17 protein-coding genes are annotated in these 14,417 nt (G+C 68.4%); 9 read left to right on the top strand and 8 right to left on the bottom strand.

Features of this window, described 5'->3' with window-relative positions; all coding sequences use genetic code 11:
- The first annotated feature begins 84 nt into the window (after positions 1 to 84).
- The gene (locus UK23_RS00595) at positions 85 to 768 is read left to right on the top strand and encodes a lysophospholipid acyltransferase family protein (protein ID WP_045309327.1); all 684 of its coding nucleotides are present in this window, start codon (positions 85 to 87) and stop codon (positions 766 to 768) included.
- A gap of 213 nt (positions 769 to 981) precedes the next feature.
- Here UK23_RS00595 and UK23_RS00590 read toward each other — a convergent pair whose 3' ends face one another.
- Positions 982 to 1,398 (bottom strand): cytochrome c oxidase subunit 4, encoded by a 417-nt coding sequence (locus tag UK23_RS00590; RefSeq protein ID WP_045309326.1) that lies wholly within the window; start codon positions 1,396 to 1,398, stop codon positions 982 to 984.
- 14 nt (positions 1,399 to 1,412) lie between these two features.
- Complete coding sequence (gene coxB, locus UK23_RS00585; protein ID WP_196777556.1) at positions 1,413 to 2,345, bottom strand: cytochrome c oxidase subunit II; 933 nt, start codon at positions 2,343 to 2,345, stop codon at positions 1,413 to 1,415.
- A 180-nt stretch (positions 2,346 to 2,525) separates the two neighbouring features.
- Between coxB and asnB the strand changes: the two genes are divergently transcribed.
- A complete protein-coding gene (asnB, locus tag UK23_RS00580) occupies positions 2,526 to 4,454 on the top strand; it encodes an asparagine synthase (glutamine-hydrolyzing) (RefSeq protein ID WP_045309325.1) in 1,929 nt (642 codons plus the stop codon).
- A 38-nt stretch (positions 4,455 to 4,492) separates the two neighbouring features.
- Here asnB and UK23_RS00575 read toward each other — a convergent pair whose 3' ends face one another.
- Together UK23_RS00575 and UK23_RS00570 are read right to left on the bottom strand one after the other, a co-directional pair.
- Positions 4,493 to 5,257, bottom strand: a complete 765-nt coding sequence (locus tag UK23_RS00575; RefSeq protein WP_045309324.1) for a class I SAM-dependent methyltransferase — start codon at positions 5,255 to 5,257, stop codon at positions 4,493 to 4,495.
- A gap of 67 nt (positions 5,258 to 5,324) precedes the next feature.
- Positions 5,325 to 6,257, bottom strand: coding sequence for a carbohydrate kinase family protein (locus UK23_RS00570; protein ID WP_045309456.1), 933 nt, complete (start codon positions 6,255 to 6,257; stop codon positions 5,325 to 5,327).
- Between the two features lie 158 nt (positions 6,258 to 6,415).
- Here UK23_RS00570 and UK23_RS51150 point away from each other — a divergent pair, with 158 nt between their 5' ends.
- Positions 6,416 to 6,589, top strand: a complete 174-nt coding sequence (locus UK23_RS51150) for a hypothetical protein (RefSeq protein ID WP_156212610.1) — start codon at positions 6,416 to 6,418, stop codon at positions 6,587 to 6,589.
- Between the two features lie 115 nt (positions 6,590 to 6,704).
- Here the strand turns inward: UK23_RS51150 and UK23_RS00565 are convergent, their stop codons facing one another.
- Together UK23_RS00565 and UK23_RS00560 are read right to left on the bottom strand one after the other, a co-directional pair.
- A complete protein-coding gene (locus UK23_RS00565) occupies positions 6,705 to 7,073 on the bottom strand; it encodes a HesB/IscA family protein (protein ID WP_045309323.1) in 369 nt (122 codons plus the stop codon).
- A 188-nt stretch (positions 7,074 to 7,261) separates the two neighbouring features.
- On the bottom strand, positions 7,262 to 8,296 hold the full coding sequence (locus UK23_RS00560; RefSeq protein WP_045309322.1) for a glycerate kinase: 1,035 nt from the start codon (positions 8,294 to 8,296) through the stop codon (positions 7,262 to 7,264).
- A gap of 42 nt (positions 8,297 to 8,338) precedes the next feature.
- Here UK23_RS00560 and UK23_RS00555 point away from each other — a divergent pair, with 42 nt between their 5' ends.
- The 3 genes from UK23_RS00555 to UK23_RS00545 are packed head-to-tail and all read left to right on the top strand — an operon-like array spanning position 8,339 to position 10,644.
- Positions 8,339 to 8,980 (top strand): DUF3043 domain-containing protein, encoded by a 642-nt coding sequence (locus tag UK23_RS00555; protein ID WP_045309321.1) that lies wholly within the window; start codon positions 8,339 to 8,341, stop codon positions 8,978 to 8,980.
- Entirely contained in the window at positions 8,980 to 9,624 is a 645-nt protein-coding gene (locus tag UK23_RS00550) for a class I SAM-dependent methyltransferase (protein WP_045309320.1), read from the top strand. Before UK23_RS00555 ends, UK23_RS00550 begins: the two co-directional genes overlap by 1 nt.
- Before the next feature lie 33 nt (positions 9,625 to 9,657).
- Positions 9,658 to 10,644, top strand: a complete 987-nt coding sequence (locus tag UK23_RS00545) for an aldo/keto reductase family protein (protein ID WP_045309319.1) — start codon at positions 9,658 to 9,660, stop codon at positions 10,642 to 10,644.
- Here the strand turns inward: UK23_RS00545 and UK23_RS00540 are convergent, their stop codons facing one another.
- Positions 10,645 to 10,845, bottom strand: coding sequence for a hypothetical protein (locus tag UK23_RS00540; RefSeq protein ID WP_045309318.1), 201 nt, complete (start codon positions 10,843 to 10,845; stop codon positions 10,645 to 10,647). It lies immediately after the preceding gene.
- Between the two features lie 17 nt (positions 10,846 to 10,862).
- Between UK23_RS00540 and cobU the strand changes: the two genes are divergently transcribed.
- The 3 genes from cobU to cobS are packed head-to-tail and all read left to right on the top strand — an operon-like array spanning position 10,863 to position 13,257.
- Entirely contained in the window at positions 10,863 to 11,402 is a 540-nt protein-coding gene (gene cobU / locus UK23_RS52440) for a bifunctional adenosylcobinamide kinase/adenosylcobinamide-phosphate guanylyltransferase (protein ID WP_045309317.1), read from the top strand.
- 26 nt (positions 11,403 to 11,428) lie between these two features.
- Positions 11,429 to 12,559, top strand: a complete 1,131-nt coding sequence (gene cobT, locus UK23_RS49890) for a nicotinate-nucleotide--dimethylbenzimidazole phosphoribosyltransferase (protein ID WP_196777555.1) — start codon at positions 11,429 to 11,431, stop codon at positions 12,557 to 12,559.
- On the top strand, positions 12,556 to 13,257 hold the full coding sequence (gene cobS, locus UK23_RS00525) for an adenosylcobinamide-GDP ribazoletransferase (protein ID WP_045309316.1): 702 nt from the start codon (positions 12,556 to 12,558) through the stop codon (positions 13,255 to 13,257). The genes cobT and cobS overlap by 4 nt, the downstream gene beginning before the upstream one ends.
- On the opposite strand, the gene UK23_RS00520 is transcribed toward cobS, so the two are convergent.
- The gene (locus UK23_RS00520) at positions 13,254 to 14,345 is read right to left on the bottom strand and encodes a branched-chain amino acid aminotransferase (RefSeq protein ID WP_045309315.1); all 1,092 of its coding nucleotides are present in this window, start codon (positions 14,343 to 14,345) and stop codon (positions 13,254 to 13,256) included. The two genes, cobS and UK23_RS00520, sit on opposite strands and share 4 nt — an antisense overlap.
- Between the last annotated feature and the right edge of the window lie 72 nt (positions 14,346 to 14,417).

Raw genomic sequence — 14,417 nt, 5'->3', positions numbered from 1 at the left:
TCGGCGTAGTCCGAGCGAGTGACGGGCCGGAGATGCGCACCACGTGGTAACGCGCCGGCAATCGCCACCTGGAATGCTGGAGGCATGGTCCTCTACCCGGTGATGAAGCATGTCGTCGCGCGCGCAGCCCGAGTTGTCTACCGCCCCGTGGTGGAAGGCTTGGAGAACATCCCCACCGACGGCCCGGTCATCCTGGCGGCGAACCACCTGAGCTTCATCGACAGCGTCGTGATCCCCATGGTGGTCCCGCGGCGCGTGTCGTTCCTCGCGAAGGCGGAGTACTTCACCGGCACCGGGTTCAAGGGCGCGCTGTCCCGCTGGTTCTTCTCATCGCTCGGCCACGTGCCGGTGCACCGCGGCAAGGGCCGTGACGCCCGCGCCGCGCTCGACACCGCCGCCGAGATCCTGGCCCGCGGCGATGCCTTCGCGATCTACCCCGAGGGCACCCGGTCGCTGGACGGCATGCTGCACAGGGGCCGCACCGGTGTGGCGCGCATGGCGCTGGAGTCCGGGGCCCCGGTCATCCCGGTCGGCATCATCGGCACGGACAAGGTGCAGCCCGTCGGCCGCAAGATCCCGAAGATCGTCCCCGTGACGGTCCGCTTCGGCGAGCCGCTCGACTTCAGCCGCTACGACGGCATGCAGGAGTCGCTGCCGGTGCTGCGCAGCGTCACCGACGAGATCATCTACCGCATCCTGGACCTGAGCGGCCAGGAGTACGTCGACGCGTACCAGAAGACCCCGGAGAAGGTGACCGTCGCCGCGTAAGCGTCAGCGACGCACTCAGGACCTCAAAGGGCCCTTCCTGCCATTGCGGCGGGGAGGGCCCTTTGCGCGATATGCGATATATCGGACGCCGCCGATATCCGATATGCGGTACATCACATACCGGATATCGGCCCAGGAACGGGCACAGGAACGACTGAGGCCCCCTCCGCGAACGGAGAGGGCCTCGACGAGCAAAATCCGATATATCGGATATCAGTCGTGGTTGGGACCGGTGTGGTACTCGAACACCAGGCCGCCGACCATGACCAGCACCATGATGATGGCGATCACGAGCAGCCACACGTGCCAGAACGCCACCGCGACACCGGCGGTCGCCGCCGCGGCCGCGAGACCGACCGGCCAGTACGAGCCGGGGCTGAAGAAGCCCAGCTCACCGGCACCGTCGGAGACCTCGGCCTCGGGGTTGTCCTCAGGCCGCACCTCGATGCGGCGGGACACGAACCGGAAGTAGGTGCCGGTGATGAGGGCCAGGCCACCGGTCAGCGCGAGCGCCACCGTGCCGGTGGGCTCGACGTGGCCGGTCGCCGCGTGCGTCCAGTAGCCGTACACGACGGCCATCAGGAACGAGAAACCCATCACCAGGTCGAATACGCGAGCTTCGATCTTCATCGCGTTGCGTGTCCCTACTTCTGACCCGAGCCGGAGGCCTCGCGGGCGGTCCGGTCGGTGTTGAACGGGGTGGTCGTGGTGGCGAGCGGCGAGCACCAGTCCTTGCAGCCCACCTTCGCGAGCGCCTCGGCCGTGGTGTACGTCTTGCCCGTCTTCTCGTTGATCTCCTTGCGGTACTCCATGTACTTGGCGAAGTCGGCCTCCTCAAGGGCGCGGACCTCGAAGTTCATCGCGGAGTGGTAGGAGCCGCACAGCTCGGCGCACCGGCCGACGAAGGCACCGGGACGGTCGATCTGGTCGATCTGGAAGACGTTGTCCTGGTTGTTCTTCTCCGGCATCGGGAAGACGTCGCGCTTGAAGTGGAACTCCGGCACGAAGATCGAGTGGATGACGTCGGTCGAGCGCAGCTTGAACTGGATGCGCTTGTGCGCCGGCAGCACCATGACCGGGATCTCGCCCGAGGTGCCGACCGTGCTGACGACGTTGCCCTCGTCGGTCTTGAAGTCCGGGTACTGGAACTCCCAGTTCCACTGGAACGCGATCACGTCGACGTTCACGTCGGGCTTGGCCGACTTGTCGGTGACGTAGTTCTGCGTGATGGCGGTGAAGTAGAACAGCACCGCCACGATCACCGTCGGCACGACGATGAGCACGATCTCCAGCGGGAGGTTGTACGCCGTCTGGCGCGGCAGCTCCTCCGACTTCTTGCGGTGGAAGACCACAGACCACAGGATCAGGCCCCACACGATGACGCCCACGACGAGCGCGGCGATCACGGACCAGGTCCAGAGCTCGCGCATCTTCTCGGCCTGCGGCGTGACGGCCACCGGCCAGCCGAAGCGCAGCACCTCGTCCGTGGAGCAACCGGTGGCCCCGATACCGACCAGGCCGACCAGCCCGGCGGTCTTCGCCAGCCGGGATGCCCTGGTGCCCTCCTTCAGGCCCACTGCTCGCCCGCCTCCTCGTTCACAACTACAGCCGTGCCAACGGATCAAGCGGGAGCGTAGCCCAGCGCAACCTCGCTCACCCCTTGGGGGCACTGCCGCTGCGGTGCAGTTTCGGTCACACAGAGCCGCTTCGGCATACTGAGGTCTTCCCCGTCGTATTTCTTGTGAGGTGCGAGACCCTTGTGCGGCCTGGCAGGACTTGTTTGCCCTAGCGAGAACGAGGCCGAGAGCGCGCGCCCGGCGGTGGAGGCCGCACTGCGCTGCATGCGGCACCGCGGCCCCGACGAGAGCGGAACCCGGCGGGTCGACGAGGTCGTGTTCGGCTTCAACCGCCTCGCCATCATCGACATCGAGCACTCCCACCAGCCCCTGACCTGGGGGCCGCCGGAGGCGCCGAGCCGGTACACGATCAACTTCAACGGCGAGATCTACAACTACCTGGAGCTGCGCGCGGAGCTCACCGAGTCCTACGGCGCGGTCTTCCACACCGACGGCGACACCGAGACGATCGTCGCCGCGTACCACTACTTCGGTCCCGCGGCGATCACGAAGCTGCGCGGCATGTTCGCCTTCATGATCTGGGACTCCGAGCGCGGCGTCGTGTTCGGCGGCCGCGACCCGTTCGGCATCAAGCCCCTCTACTGGGCGCAGGGCCAGGCCGGTGTCGCGTTCTCCAGCGAGAAGAAGATCCTGCTGGAGATCGCCCCGACGCTCGGCATCGAGCCGAAGATGAACGTCAAGGGCCTGCAGCACTACCTGACGCTGCAGTACGTGCCGGAGCCCGCCTCGCTGCACGACCAGATCTTCCGCGTCGAGTCCGGGCACTCGTTCACGCTGACGCCGGGCGAGACGCCGAAGTTCGAGCGCTACTTCCCGGCGAGCTTCAAGGTGCGCACGGTCCGCAGCGAGGCCGAGGCGGACGCGCTGTACGACGAGATCACGGCGGCGCTGCGCGACTCGGTCGCCAAGCACATGCGCGCGGACGTGACGGTCGGCTCGTTCCTGTCCGGCGGCATCGACTCGACGGTGGTCGCGGCGCTCGCCAAGGAGCACAACCCGGACCTGATCACGTTCACGACCGGGTTCGAACGGCAGGGCTTCTCCGAGGTCGACGTCGCGGCGGAGTCTGCGGCGCTGATCGGCGTGAAGCACGTCGTCCGCACGGTCAGCGCGCAGGAGATGATGGACTCCCTGCCGCTGATCACCTGGTACCTCGACGACCCGGTGGCCGACCCGGCGCTGGTGCCGTTGTGGTTCATCGCCCGTGAGGCGCGTCAGCACGTGAAGGTCGTGCTGTCCGGTGAGGGCGCGGACGAGCTGTTCGGCGGCTACACGATCTACCGCGAGCCGTTGTCGCTGGCGGCGTTCGAGAAGGTGCCGGGCGCGCTGCGCAAGGCGATGGGCAAGGTCTCGACGAAGATCCCGCAGGGCGTGCGCGGCAAGGACCTGCTGCGTCGTGGCGCTTTGAGCCTGGAGGAGCGCTACTACGGCAACGCGCGCATCTTCCTCGACCCGCAGCTGCGCGAGGTCCTGCGCACGTACGACTCGAACGTGTCGCACATGAACGTCACGGCCCAGCCGTACCGCGAGTCGCAGCACTGGGACCCGGTCACGCGCATGCAGCACGTCGACCTGTTCACGTGGCTGCGCGGCGACATCCTGGTCAAGGCCGACAAGATGACCATGGCGAACTCGCTGGAGCTGCGCGTCCCGTTCCTCGACCCCGAGGTCTTCAAGATCGCCTCGCAGATCCCGAGCGAGCTGAAGATCACCAAGGACACCACGAAGTTCGCGCTGCGCAAGGCGATTCGCGACATCGTGCCGGCGCACGTGCTGAACCGCCGCAAGCTCGGCTTCCCCGTGCCGATCCGGCACTGGCTCAAGGACGAGATGCACGACTGGGCGGTCGACATCGTGCGCACGTCGCAGACGGACCAGTACCTGGACAAGCACGCGGTGCTGCGCCTGATCGAGGAGCACCGGTCCGGGATCATCGACCACAGCCGCCGCATCTGGGCGCTGCTGGTGTTCATGATCTGGCACGGCATCTTCGTCGAGGGCCGCATCAAGCCGGTGGTGCCGGAACCGCACTACCCGGTCAAGCTCTAGCCGCGCTGTCGGGCCCCTCTCCGGAGGGGCCCTTTCGCTTACCTGCGACCTTGCGCACTACATATTGCATACGAGCTGACAATCGTCTCCGGCGACGCCATCAGCTCCAGGTAGCGGCCGAACTCGTCGTCGGACAGCGGCAGCTTCGCGCGCACCTGGCGTGCGGTGGTGGCGAGCAGCCGGCAGCCCGGTGAGCCGCCCTGCCACTCCTGCACCTCGCGTGAGCCGCTGACGTCGTGCAGACCGGTGTCGACCAGCGCCTTCTCGATGCGCGCGCCCCATGCCAGCTCGGCGCCCGCCTGTTCGAGCAACGTCAGCAGGGCGTTCTTCACCCGCATGATCAGCTTCGCGTCGTCCGGGGCTGCTCTGAGCACTTCGAGCGGGAGGCAGTCGAACTCGTCGAGCACGAGCCAGCCGCCGGGGCGCAACGCGTCGCGCAGCTTGCGCAGGACGGCGTCGCGGGCGGGGAGGTGGAACAGCACCAGCCGGGCGTGGACCAGGTCGAACGCGTTGCCGGGCAATATGTTGGATACCACGTCGTGTTCCAGGACCGTGACGTTGTCGCGTTCCTCGAGCCGCGAGATGTCCACGTCGGTGACCGTCACGTGCCCGGACGGCGCGACGACGTCGGCGAGCCAGTTCGCCACCGATCCCCCGCCGCCCCCGATCTCCAGGCAGCGCCAGCCGTCCGCGATGCCGAGCTGCTCGACGCGGGCGAACGTGCCCGCGTCGAGCAGGGAGCTCAGCGCGTCGTACTGCGGGTCGAGCAACTCACCGGTGCCGCCGAACAGGTACGTCCCCATTGTCCGATCATGCCAGTGATCATCCCAACGATCATCCCAACGATCATCACTGCGATCGTCCCAGCGATCACGGCAGGACGGGAGCGATCTCCTGCGCTGCCTCGTCGCCGAACGCGCCGCGGATGCGGGCGAGCGCGGCCTCGCGCTCCAGCACCCACTCCTGCGTACCGACGGTTTCGAGCACCTCGACGGCGATGAACGAGCCGAGCTGAGCCGACCGCTCGATGCTCAGACCCGCGGTGATGCCGGCGAGGAAGCCCGCGCGGAAGCCGTCGCCGACACCGGTCGGGTCGGTCTTCGCGACCTCGGGCACCGCGGGGACGTGCAGCGAGAAACCGTCCTTGTCGACGATCTCGACACCCTTGGCACCGAGCGTCGTGATGCGCTTGCCGACACGGGCGAGGACGTCGGCCTCGGTCCAGCCGGTCTTCTGCAGCAGCAGTTCCCACTCGTAGTCGTTGCTGAAGAGGTACTCGGCGCCCTCGATGAACGTGCGCGCCTGGTCACCGTCCATGCGGGCCAGCTGCTGCGACGGGTCGACCGCGAACTTGTAGCCGCGCTGACGGCACTCGTCGGCGTGCCGGAGCATCGCGGCGGGGTCGTCGGGGCTGATCACGACGAGCTCGACGTTCTCGACGCGGTTCGCGATCGGCGCGAGCTCGATGTTGCGCGCCTCGGCCATCGCACCGGCGTAGAAGGAGGCGATCTGGCACATGTCGTCGTCCGTCGTGCAGACGAACCGCGCGGTGTGCGCGACCTCGGACACGTACACGCCCGACGTGTCGACGCCGTGCCGCTCGAGCCACGAGCGGTAGTCGTCGAAGTCCTTGCCGACGGCACCGACGAGCACAGGGCGCACCCCGAGGACACCGAGGCCGAACGCGATGTTCGCGCCGATGCCTCCGCGGCGGACCACGAGGTCGTCGACCAGGAAGCTCAGTGACACGCGGTCGAGACGCTCCGCGACCAGCTGGTCCGCGAATCGGCCCGGAAAGTGCATCAGATGGTCGGTCGCGATGCTGCCGCACACGGCTACCGGCACGTCGGCTCCTCTTTCCCTTGTTGCTCTACGTGACAACTCACCCGGATGAGTGCAGCTGTGAAGACTACCGTTTGGTAGGGCTACCGCAGGTCAGACCACCGTCATACGGTCGGGACGTGACGATCCCCGAGGCGAGCACGATGAGTGAGCTGATCGACGACTGCGCGCAGCTCCCCTTCGCTCTGACGCATCCCGAGCACCCCCTTCCCACCCCGCGCGCGGCCGCGCCCTGGGAGGTCGACGAGCGGTGCACCCACCAGGTCGAAGGCCTGGCCGAGTACGGCGCCTGAACACATGCGCTGAAAATAGGCTTTGAACCTCTGGGCTGATCCCCAGTCAGGTTCCCGGTGCACAGCGAAAGGCCGCGTTCCCGTGCGGGAACGCGGCCTCGCGCGTTTGTTCGCCTTAGTGGAACGAGTCGCCGCAGGCGCACGACCCGCCGGCGTTCGGGTTGTCGATCGTGAAGCCCTGCTTCTCGATCGTGTCCACGAAGTCGATGACGGCACCTTCGACGTAGGGCGCGCTCATGCGGTCAACGGCGACCTTCATGCCGTTGAAGTCGACCAGCGCGTCACCGTCGAGCGAGCGCTCGTCGAAGAACAGCTGGTAGCGCAGACCAGCGCAACCGCCGGGCTGGACGGCGATGCGCAGGTGCATGTCGTCGCGGCCCTCCTGGTCGAGCAGCGCCTTCGCCTTGGAGGCGGCCGCATCGGTCAGCGTCACGCCGTGGGTCGGCGCCTCGGAGGTCGAAGCGGCATCCTGAGCGGTCGTCATGGCTCTCCTAAGAGGTCCTTTGCGGGCGGTTCGCCCCTCAACAACACGGGCGTTCCCCGCTTTGTTCCACTCCCATGGTCCCACAGCGACGCCTCATGTCGCCCCAAGTGTCGACTGTCACGTAGACCACCCTCAAGCCAACCGATATATCGGTCGGAGCCTGAGTCCTGGTACCGCCGGATCGCCAGCTACCGCGACCACTGCCCGGCTACGTGCCGGGCCGTTGCAATGAGACTTTTGCGGGCGTCCGCAATCGACTTTTGCACAGAGCCCACGTGGTCGGAGACCGAGTAGGCCTCCTGGACGCCCGCGGCGCCCATCTCGCGGCGGCCGACGCTCACCTGCCCGGCGATGGCGACGCACGGGATGCCGCGCTCGGCGGCGCCGCTCGCGACGGCGGTGATGAGCTTGCCGCGCAGCGACTGCCAGTCGAAGCTGCCTTCGCCGGTGACGACGACGTCGGCGTCGTCGAGGGCGGCGTCGAGGCCGGTGAGCTCGCGGACGAGGCCGGCGCCGGACGTCATCGTCGCGCCGAGCGAGAGGAGCGCGGCGCCCAGGCCGCCCGCTGCTCCCGCGCCCGATATATCGGATACGGGCTTGAGGACGTCCATCGCGGCGAGCTTGGCTTCGAGGCGTTCGACGGCTTCCGGGGACGCGCCCTTCTGCGGGCCGAACGTGCGCGCGGCGCCGTGCGGGCCCAGGAGCGGGTTCTCGACGTCGGACGCGGCGACGAGCGATATATCAGTTAAGGCGACGCCTCCTTCGGCAAGTGCGGCGAGCATTCCGGCGCCGCCGTCGGTCGTGCCGGAGCCGCCCAGTCCGATCGTGATGACATCGTTCTCATCCGCAGCTGCCGCGATGAGCTCGCCCACACCTCGCGTTGTCGCCGTCTCACAGGCCTCCTGGCGGAGGTCGACAGGGACGAGATGCAGGCCGCACGCCTCTGCGGACTCGATGTATGCAACGCGTCGACCGTTGGTGTGCAGGCTGAGGAAGCGGGCTTCGACGGGCTTGCCGAGCGGGCCCGTCACGCTGATATATCGGATATCGCCGCCCAGCGCGGCGTGCAGAACGTCTACGAAACCCGGGCCGCCGTCGGCGAGCGGGCGTTCGGTGACGGCGTCGTCGGGCTTGGCCTCGCGCCAGCCGGTGGCGATGGCGTCGGCGGCCTCGCGGGCGGTCAGGGTGCCGCCGAAGCAGTCCGGAGCGATGAGTACGCGCACCTCGCGAAAGGTACAGAAGAACCCCTGTCCTACCCTTGTGTTGTGAGGTTCCTGCGCCGCAACTCCGACGAGTCCGCCACCGCCGCCGAGTCCCCCGAGTCGGGGGCAGAACTCGCCGAGCCGCTCGACAAGGCGCGCACGGCGGCCAAGGGGAAGGCCACGCCCAAGCGGCGCGAGGCGCAGGGGCGGCGCAATGGTCCGGTTCCGCCGCCTCCCCGCACGCAGCGCGAGGCGTTCAAGCGCATGCGCGGCAACAAGGTGAGCAAGGAAGACCGCCGTGCCGCGGCCACCGAGCGCCGTCAGCGCATGATGGCCGGCGAGGACAAGTACCTGCTGCCGCGCGACCGCGGTCCGGTGAAGGCGTACATCCGCGACCTGGTCGACGCGCGCCGCAACCTCATGGGCCTGTTCATGCCGCTCGCGATCCTGGTGTTCGTGGCGCTGCTGACACCGTCGCTCGCGGTGCAGCGGTACGCGACGCTGGCGACGACGTTCATGCTGATCGCGATGGTCATCGAGGGCCTCGTGCTCGGCCGGCTCGTCACGAAGAAGGTGCGGGCGAAGTTCCCGACCGAGCCGATCAAGGGCCTGTCCATCGGCTGGTACTCGTTCATCCGCGCGAGTCAGCTGCGCAGGCTCCGCGTCCCGAAGCCGCGCGTGAAGCCGGGCGAAGCCATCAAGTAGTGCGCGCGAAGCAGCGCAAGCTTCAGCTGCCGGAGAAGCTGCGGTGGAACCACAACGAGTGGTACCGCCGCTGGCTGCTCCGGCAGTTGCCGTCTCGGGCCGAGTCGGCGCTCGACGTCGGCTGCGGCCTCGGCGATCTGGCGCGGTCGATCAGTGACTCTTCTCGGGCCGGGAACGTCACCGCGATCGACGCCAGCGAGCGCATGATCGAACGGGCCGGCGCGACCAGCGACAGGATCAAGTGGATCCACGGCGACGTGCTCACCCACGACCTCGGGCGGTTCGACGTCGTCACGGCTGAGGCGAGCTTGCACCACTTGCCGTTGCGAGAGGGTCTGACGCGGCTCGCCGAGCTCACCGAGCCGGGCGGGACGCTGATCGTTATCGGGCTGTACATGATGTCGACCAACGCCGACCGGGCGATGGAGCTGGTGACGTTGCCGGCGAACGCGATCGTGGGCGTCGCGAAGGCCCTCAACGGCACCGGCGGCAAGCCGCACGACACCGAGATGCCCGTGGTGATGACCGCGCCGACGTTGCCGGAGATCCGAGAGGCAGCCGCGGAGATCACGCCCGGCGCGCGCATCCGCAGGCACGTGTTCTGGCGGTATTCGCTGGTCTGGCGGGCACCCGAAGTTCATTAGCAGCACGAACGATTTCGGTTTAAGCTCCGATGTATGAAGTTCCGTCGACTCGGCCGCAGCGGCCTGTCCATCAGTGAGATCTCGTACGGCAACTGGCTCACCCACGGCTCGCAGGTCGAAGAAGAGCAGGCCCACGCGTGCGTGAAGGCGGCGCTGGAGTCGGGGATCACGACCTTCGACACCGCCGACGTCTACGCGAACACGGCCGCGGAGTCGGTGCTCGGCCGGGCGCTCAAGGGCGAGCGGCGCGAGTCCTTGGAGATCCTGACCAAGGTCTACTGGCCGACCGGTCCCGGCGGCGCCAACGACCGCGGGCTTGGCCGCAAGCACGTCATGGAGTCGGCCAACGCGTCGCTGAAGCGCCTGCAGACCGACTACGTCGACCTGTACCAGGCCCACCGGTTCGACTACAGCGTTCCGCTGGAAGAGACGATGCTGGCGTTCGCCGACCTCGTCCGCCAGGGCAAGGTCCTCTACGTCGGTGTCTCCGAGTGGACCGCCGAGCAGATCACCCGCGGTGCCGCGCTGGCCCGTGAGCTGCAGGTGCCGTTCGTGTCGCACCAGCCGCAGTACTCGATGCTGTGGCGCGTCATCGAGCCGCAGGTCATCCCCGCGTGCGAGCGCGAAGGTCTCAGCCAGATCGTCTTCTCCCCCGTCGCGCAGGGCATCCTGACCGGCAAGTACCTGCCGGGTGCCGAGGTGCCGGAGGGTTCGCGCCTCGCCGACGCGCGCGGTTCGCAGATGATCTCGCGCTGGATGCGGGACGACGTGCTCAACGCCGTTCAGCAGCTCAAGCCGATCGCCGAGGAAGCCGGCGTCACGATGGCGCAGCTCGCCGTCGCGTGGGTGCTCAAGAACCCGAACGTCGCGTCCGCGATCATCGGCGCGTCACGTCCGGAGCAGGTCTTCGAGAACGTCAAGGCGATCGACATCGAGCTCGACGACGACGTGCTCAAGCAGATCGACAACGTCCTCGAGGGCGTCATCACCGACGACCCGCGGCTCACCGCCCAGGGCTGATCAGGTAGCCGGGTGGAGGCTCATCGGGCCGTACACCTCGGACTCCGAGCGCAGCAGCGTGACCTGCTCGACCCCGACGTCGAGCAGGTCACGCCACTCGGCGCTGAACCACTCCTCCGCCTCCGTCTGGTCGGCGAACATCACGTCCGGCCCCGCGACGTCGCGGCCTTGGGCATCCTGGTAGCGCCAGCGGAACTCCATGGGACGAAGGCTAACTCTTGTCATCTCGCACTCTCGTGCTCGGCGGAGCGCGTTCCGGCAAGTCAGCGCACGCGGAAGGCCTGCTCACCGACGCCGCCGTGACTTACGTCGCAACCGCCCGCCGCTACCCGGACGACCCGGACTGGGACGCGCGCATCGCGTTGCACGTCGCCCGGCGTCCGTCCACCTGGCACACGGTCGAGGCGTCCGCGCCGCCGGACCTGCCCGCGTTGCTCACCGCGACGCAGTACGAGGACCCGCCGATCCTGGTCGACGACCTCTCGACGTGGCTGGTCAGCGTGCTGGACGACGCCGACGCGTGGGAAGGGGACGGCACCGAGGCGATCGCTCACCACGTCGGCGAGCTCGTCGGCTCGGTCGCCACGTGCCGGGCGCGCCTCGTGCTCGTGACAGCGGAGGTCGGCCTCGGCGTCGTTCCCTCGACGCGCTCAGGCAGACTCTTCCGCGATCACCTCGGTGCGCTCAACGCGCGCGTCGCCGAGGTGTGCGACGAGGTCACGCTGCTCGTCGCGGGCATCCCGTTGAAACTGCGCTGACGACAAGCAGGGATAGGAGCGACCAGGTGAGCACCGAGTTCCCGCCGGTTGAACCGCCGGACGAGACCGTTCTGCGCGCGGCCGAGGCCCGGCACGCGGTGCTGACCAAGCCGGTCGGCTCGCTCGGGCGCCTGGAGGAGCTGGGCAACTGGATCGCGGCCTGCCAGGGCGTCGTGCCGCCGAAGCCGTTCGTGCGGCCTCGCGTCGTCGTCTTCGCGGGCGACCACGGCGTGACGGCGCAGGGCGTGTCGGCGTTCCCGAGCGAGGTCACCGGCCAGATGGTCGCGAACTTCCTCACCGGCGGCGCCGCCGTGAACGTGCTCGCGCAGGTCGCGGGCGCCACCGTGCGCGTGGTCGACATGGCCGTCGACTCCGACACCCCGGCCGCCGTCAGCGCGCACAAGGTGCGGCGGTCGTCCGGGTCGATCGACCGCGAGGACGCGCTCACCCGTGAGCAGTGCGAGCTGGCGATCGCGGCCGGGCGCGCCATCGCCGACGAAGAGGTCGACGCGGGCGCCGACGTGCTCGTCGCCGGCGACATGGGCATCGGCAACACGACTCCGGCCGCCGTGCTGATCGCGTCGCTGACCGGGTCCGAGCCGGTCGCGGTCGTCGGCCGCGGCACCGGCATCGACGACCAGGCGTGGATGCGCAAGACGGCGGCGATCCGGGACGCGCTGCGCCGGGCCCGCCTGGTGATCAGCGACCCGATCGCGTTGCTCGCGACCGCTGGTGGCGCTGACCTGGCCGCGATGGCCGGGTTCCTGGCACAGGCCGCTGTCCGGCGCACTCCCGTCGTGCTCGACGGCGTCGTCGTCGGTGCGGCCGCGGTCGTCGCCGAGGAACTGGCGCCGGGTGCGCGCGAGTGGTGGGTGGCCGGGCACCAGTCGGCCGAGCCCGCGCACGCGATCGCGCTCGGGCACCTCAACCTGAAGCCGCTGCTGGAGTTCGAGATGCGGCTCGGCGAGGGCTCCGGTGCGGTGGCGGCGCTGCCGTTGCTGATCTCGGCGGTGAAGGTGCTCGCGGAGATGGCGACGTTCGAGAGCGCGGGCGTCACCAACCGAGAAGACACGACCCAACAAAACACGGACCCAGAAGACACGACCGTCGAAAATACGACCGCCGAAAATACGACCGCAGAAAACATGACTGGGTGAAGCTCGCGTTCTCGTGGCTGACGGTCCTGCCGCTACGGGTCGATCATGTCGACCGCAAGGCGGCGGGACGGGCCATTGCATACACGCCGATTGTCGGCGTTCTGCTCGGCGCGTTCGTCCTCGGCATGCTCTGGCTGTTGACTGTATGCAACATATCGTCGCTGGTAGCCGGGTTCCTGGTCGTCGGCGTCGTCGCGCTGTCCACACGCGGTATGCACCTCGACGGTCTGGCGGATACTGCAGACGGTCTGGGGTGTTACGGACCGCCGGAGCGCGCGCTTCAGGTCATGAAGGACGGCGGCGCCGGGCCGTTCGGGGTCGTCACGCTGATCGTTGTGCTGGGGGCGCAGGCTGCGGCACTCCCACACGCTCACTGGGGCGTCGTAGTGCTCGCGTTCGCGACGAGCCGAGCGGCGTTCAGTGTCTGCTGTATGCGAAATGTGCCCGCAGCGCGGCCTGAGGGGCTGGGCGCGCTGGTAGCCGGTACACAGCATCCGATGCTGGTCGTCGGCACGTGGGTGGTGCTCGCCGCTGCGGCTGTCCCGCTCGGGTGGCGGGCGGTCGTCGCCGTCGTCGTCGCGGCCGCGCTGGTGTGGGGGCTCGTGAAGCACACCGGAAAGCGTTTCGGCGGCATCACCGGTGATGTGCTCGGTGCTGCCGCCGAAATCGCGCTTCTGGCCGTGCTGGTGATCGCTTAGGCCTTCAGGGTCGTCATCCAGCCGTGGGCGTCGGCGACGTGGCCGTGCTGGAGGCCGGTCAGGCGCTCCCGCAGCTTCGCCGTCACCGAGCCGGTGCCGCCGTCGGCGACGTCGAACTCGCCCCCGGCGTGCTTGACGTGACCGACCGGCGTGATGACCGCGGCCGTGCCACAGGCGAAGACCTCGGTGAGCTCACCGGAGGCGTTGGCCTTCTCCCACTCGTCGGTGGAGATCCGGCGTTCCTCGACGGTCAGGCCGAGGTCGGAGGCCAGCTCCAGCAGCGAGCTCCGGGTGATGCCGGGCAGCAGCGTGCCGGTCAGCTCCGGGGTGACGACCTTGTCGCCGAAGACGAAGAACAGGTTCATGCCGCCCATCTCCTCGACCCAGCGGCGTTCCACCGCGTCGAGCCAGACGACCTGGTCGCAGCCCTTCTCGGCGGCCTGCGCCTGCGCCACGAGGGACGCGGCGTAGTTGCCGGCGAACTTGGCAGCGCCGGTGCCACCGGGGGCGGCGCGCACGTACTCGGTCGAGAGCCACACGCTCACCGGGCGGACGCCGCCCGCGAAGTAGGAGCCGGCGGGTGAGGCGATCAGCACGAACAGGTACTCGGACGCGGGTCGCACGCCGAGGCCCTTCTCCGTGGAGATCATGAACGGCCGCAGGTAGAGGGACTCCTCCTCCGCGGACGGCACCCAGCGGTCGTCGACCGCGAGGATCTGCCGAACGGACTCGAGGAAGAGCTCGTCGGGAAGTTCGGGCATCGCCATGCGGCGGGCCGAGGCGCGGAAGCGCTCGGCGTTGGCCTCAGGGCGGAAGGACGCGATCGAACCGTCGGGCTGGCGGTAGGCCTTGAGCCCTTCGAAGATCGCTTGGCCGTAGTGCAGCACCATTGCCGCGGGGTCGAGTGAGAGAGAGCTGTAGGGGCCGACTTCAGCGTCGTGCCAGCCCTTCTCGCGGTTCCAGCGGATCGTCACCATGTGGTCGGTGAAGTGCTGCCCGAAGCCCGGCTTGGCAAGTACCTCCGCTACGCGCTCCGGGGTCGCCGGGTGCGGGTGGGGAGTCCGGGTGAAAGGCAACTCGCTCGTCATGTGAGCACGGTAACCCGCTGGTCGGGATACGGAAAATCGTCTTCTCAAAACTCGGACGTCCTACTAGTTCGG

This window comes from Lentzea aerocolonigenes (genome assembly GCF_000955955.1).
Lineage (GTDB): Bacteria > Actinomycetota > Actinomycetes > Mycobacteriales > Pseudonocardiaceae > Lentzea > Lentzea aerocolonigenes_A.
The sequence above is the reverse complement of the archived record's forward strand: the minus strand, read 5'-3'. Positions and strand labels throughout refer to the sequence as shown.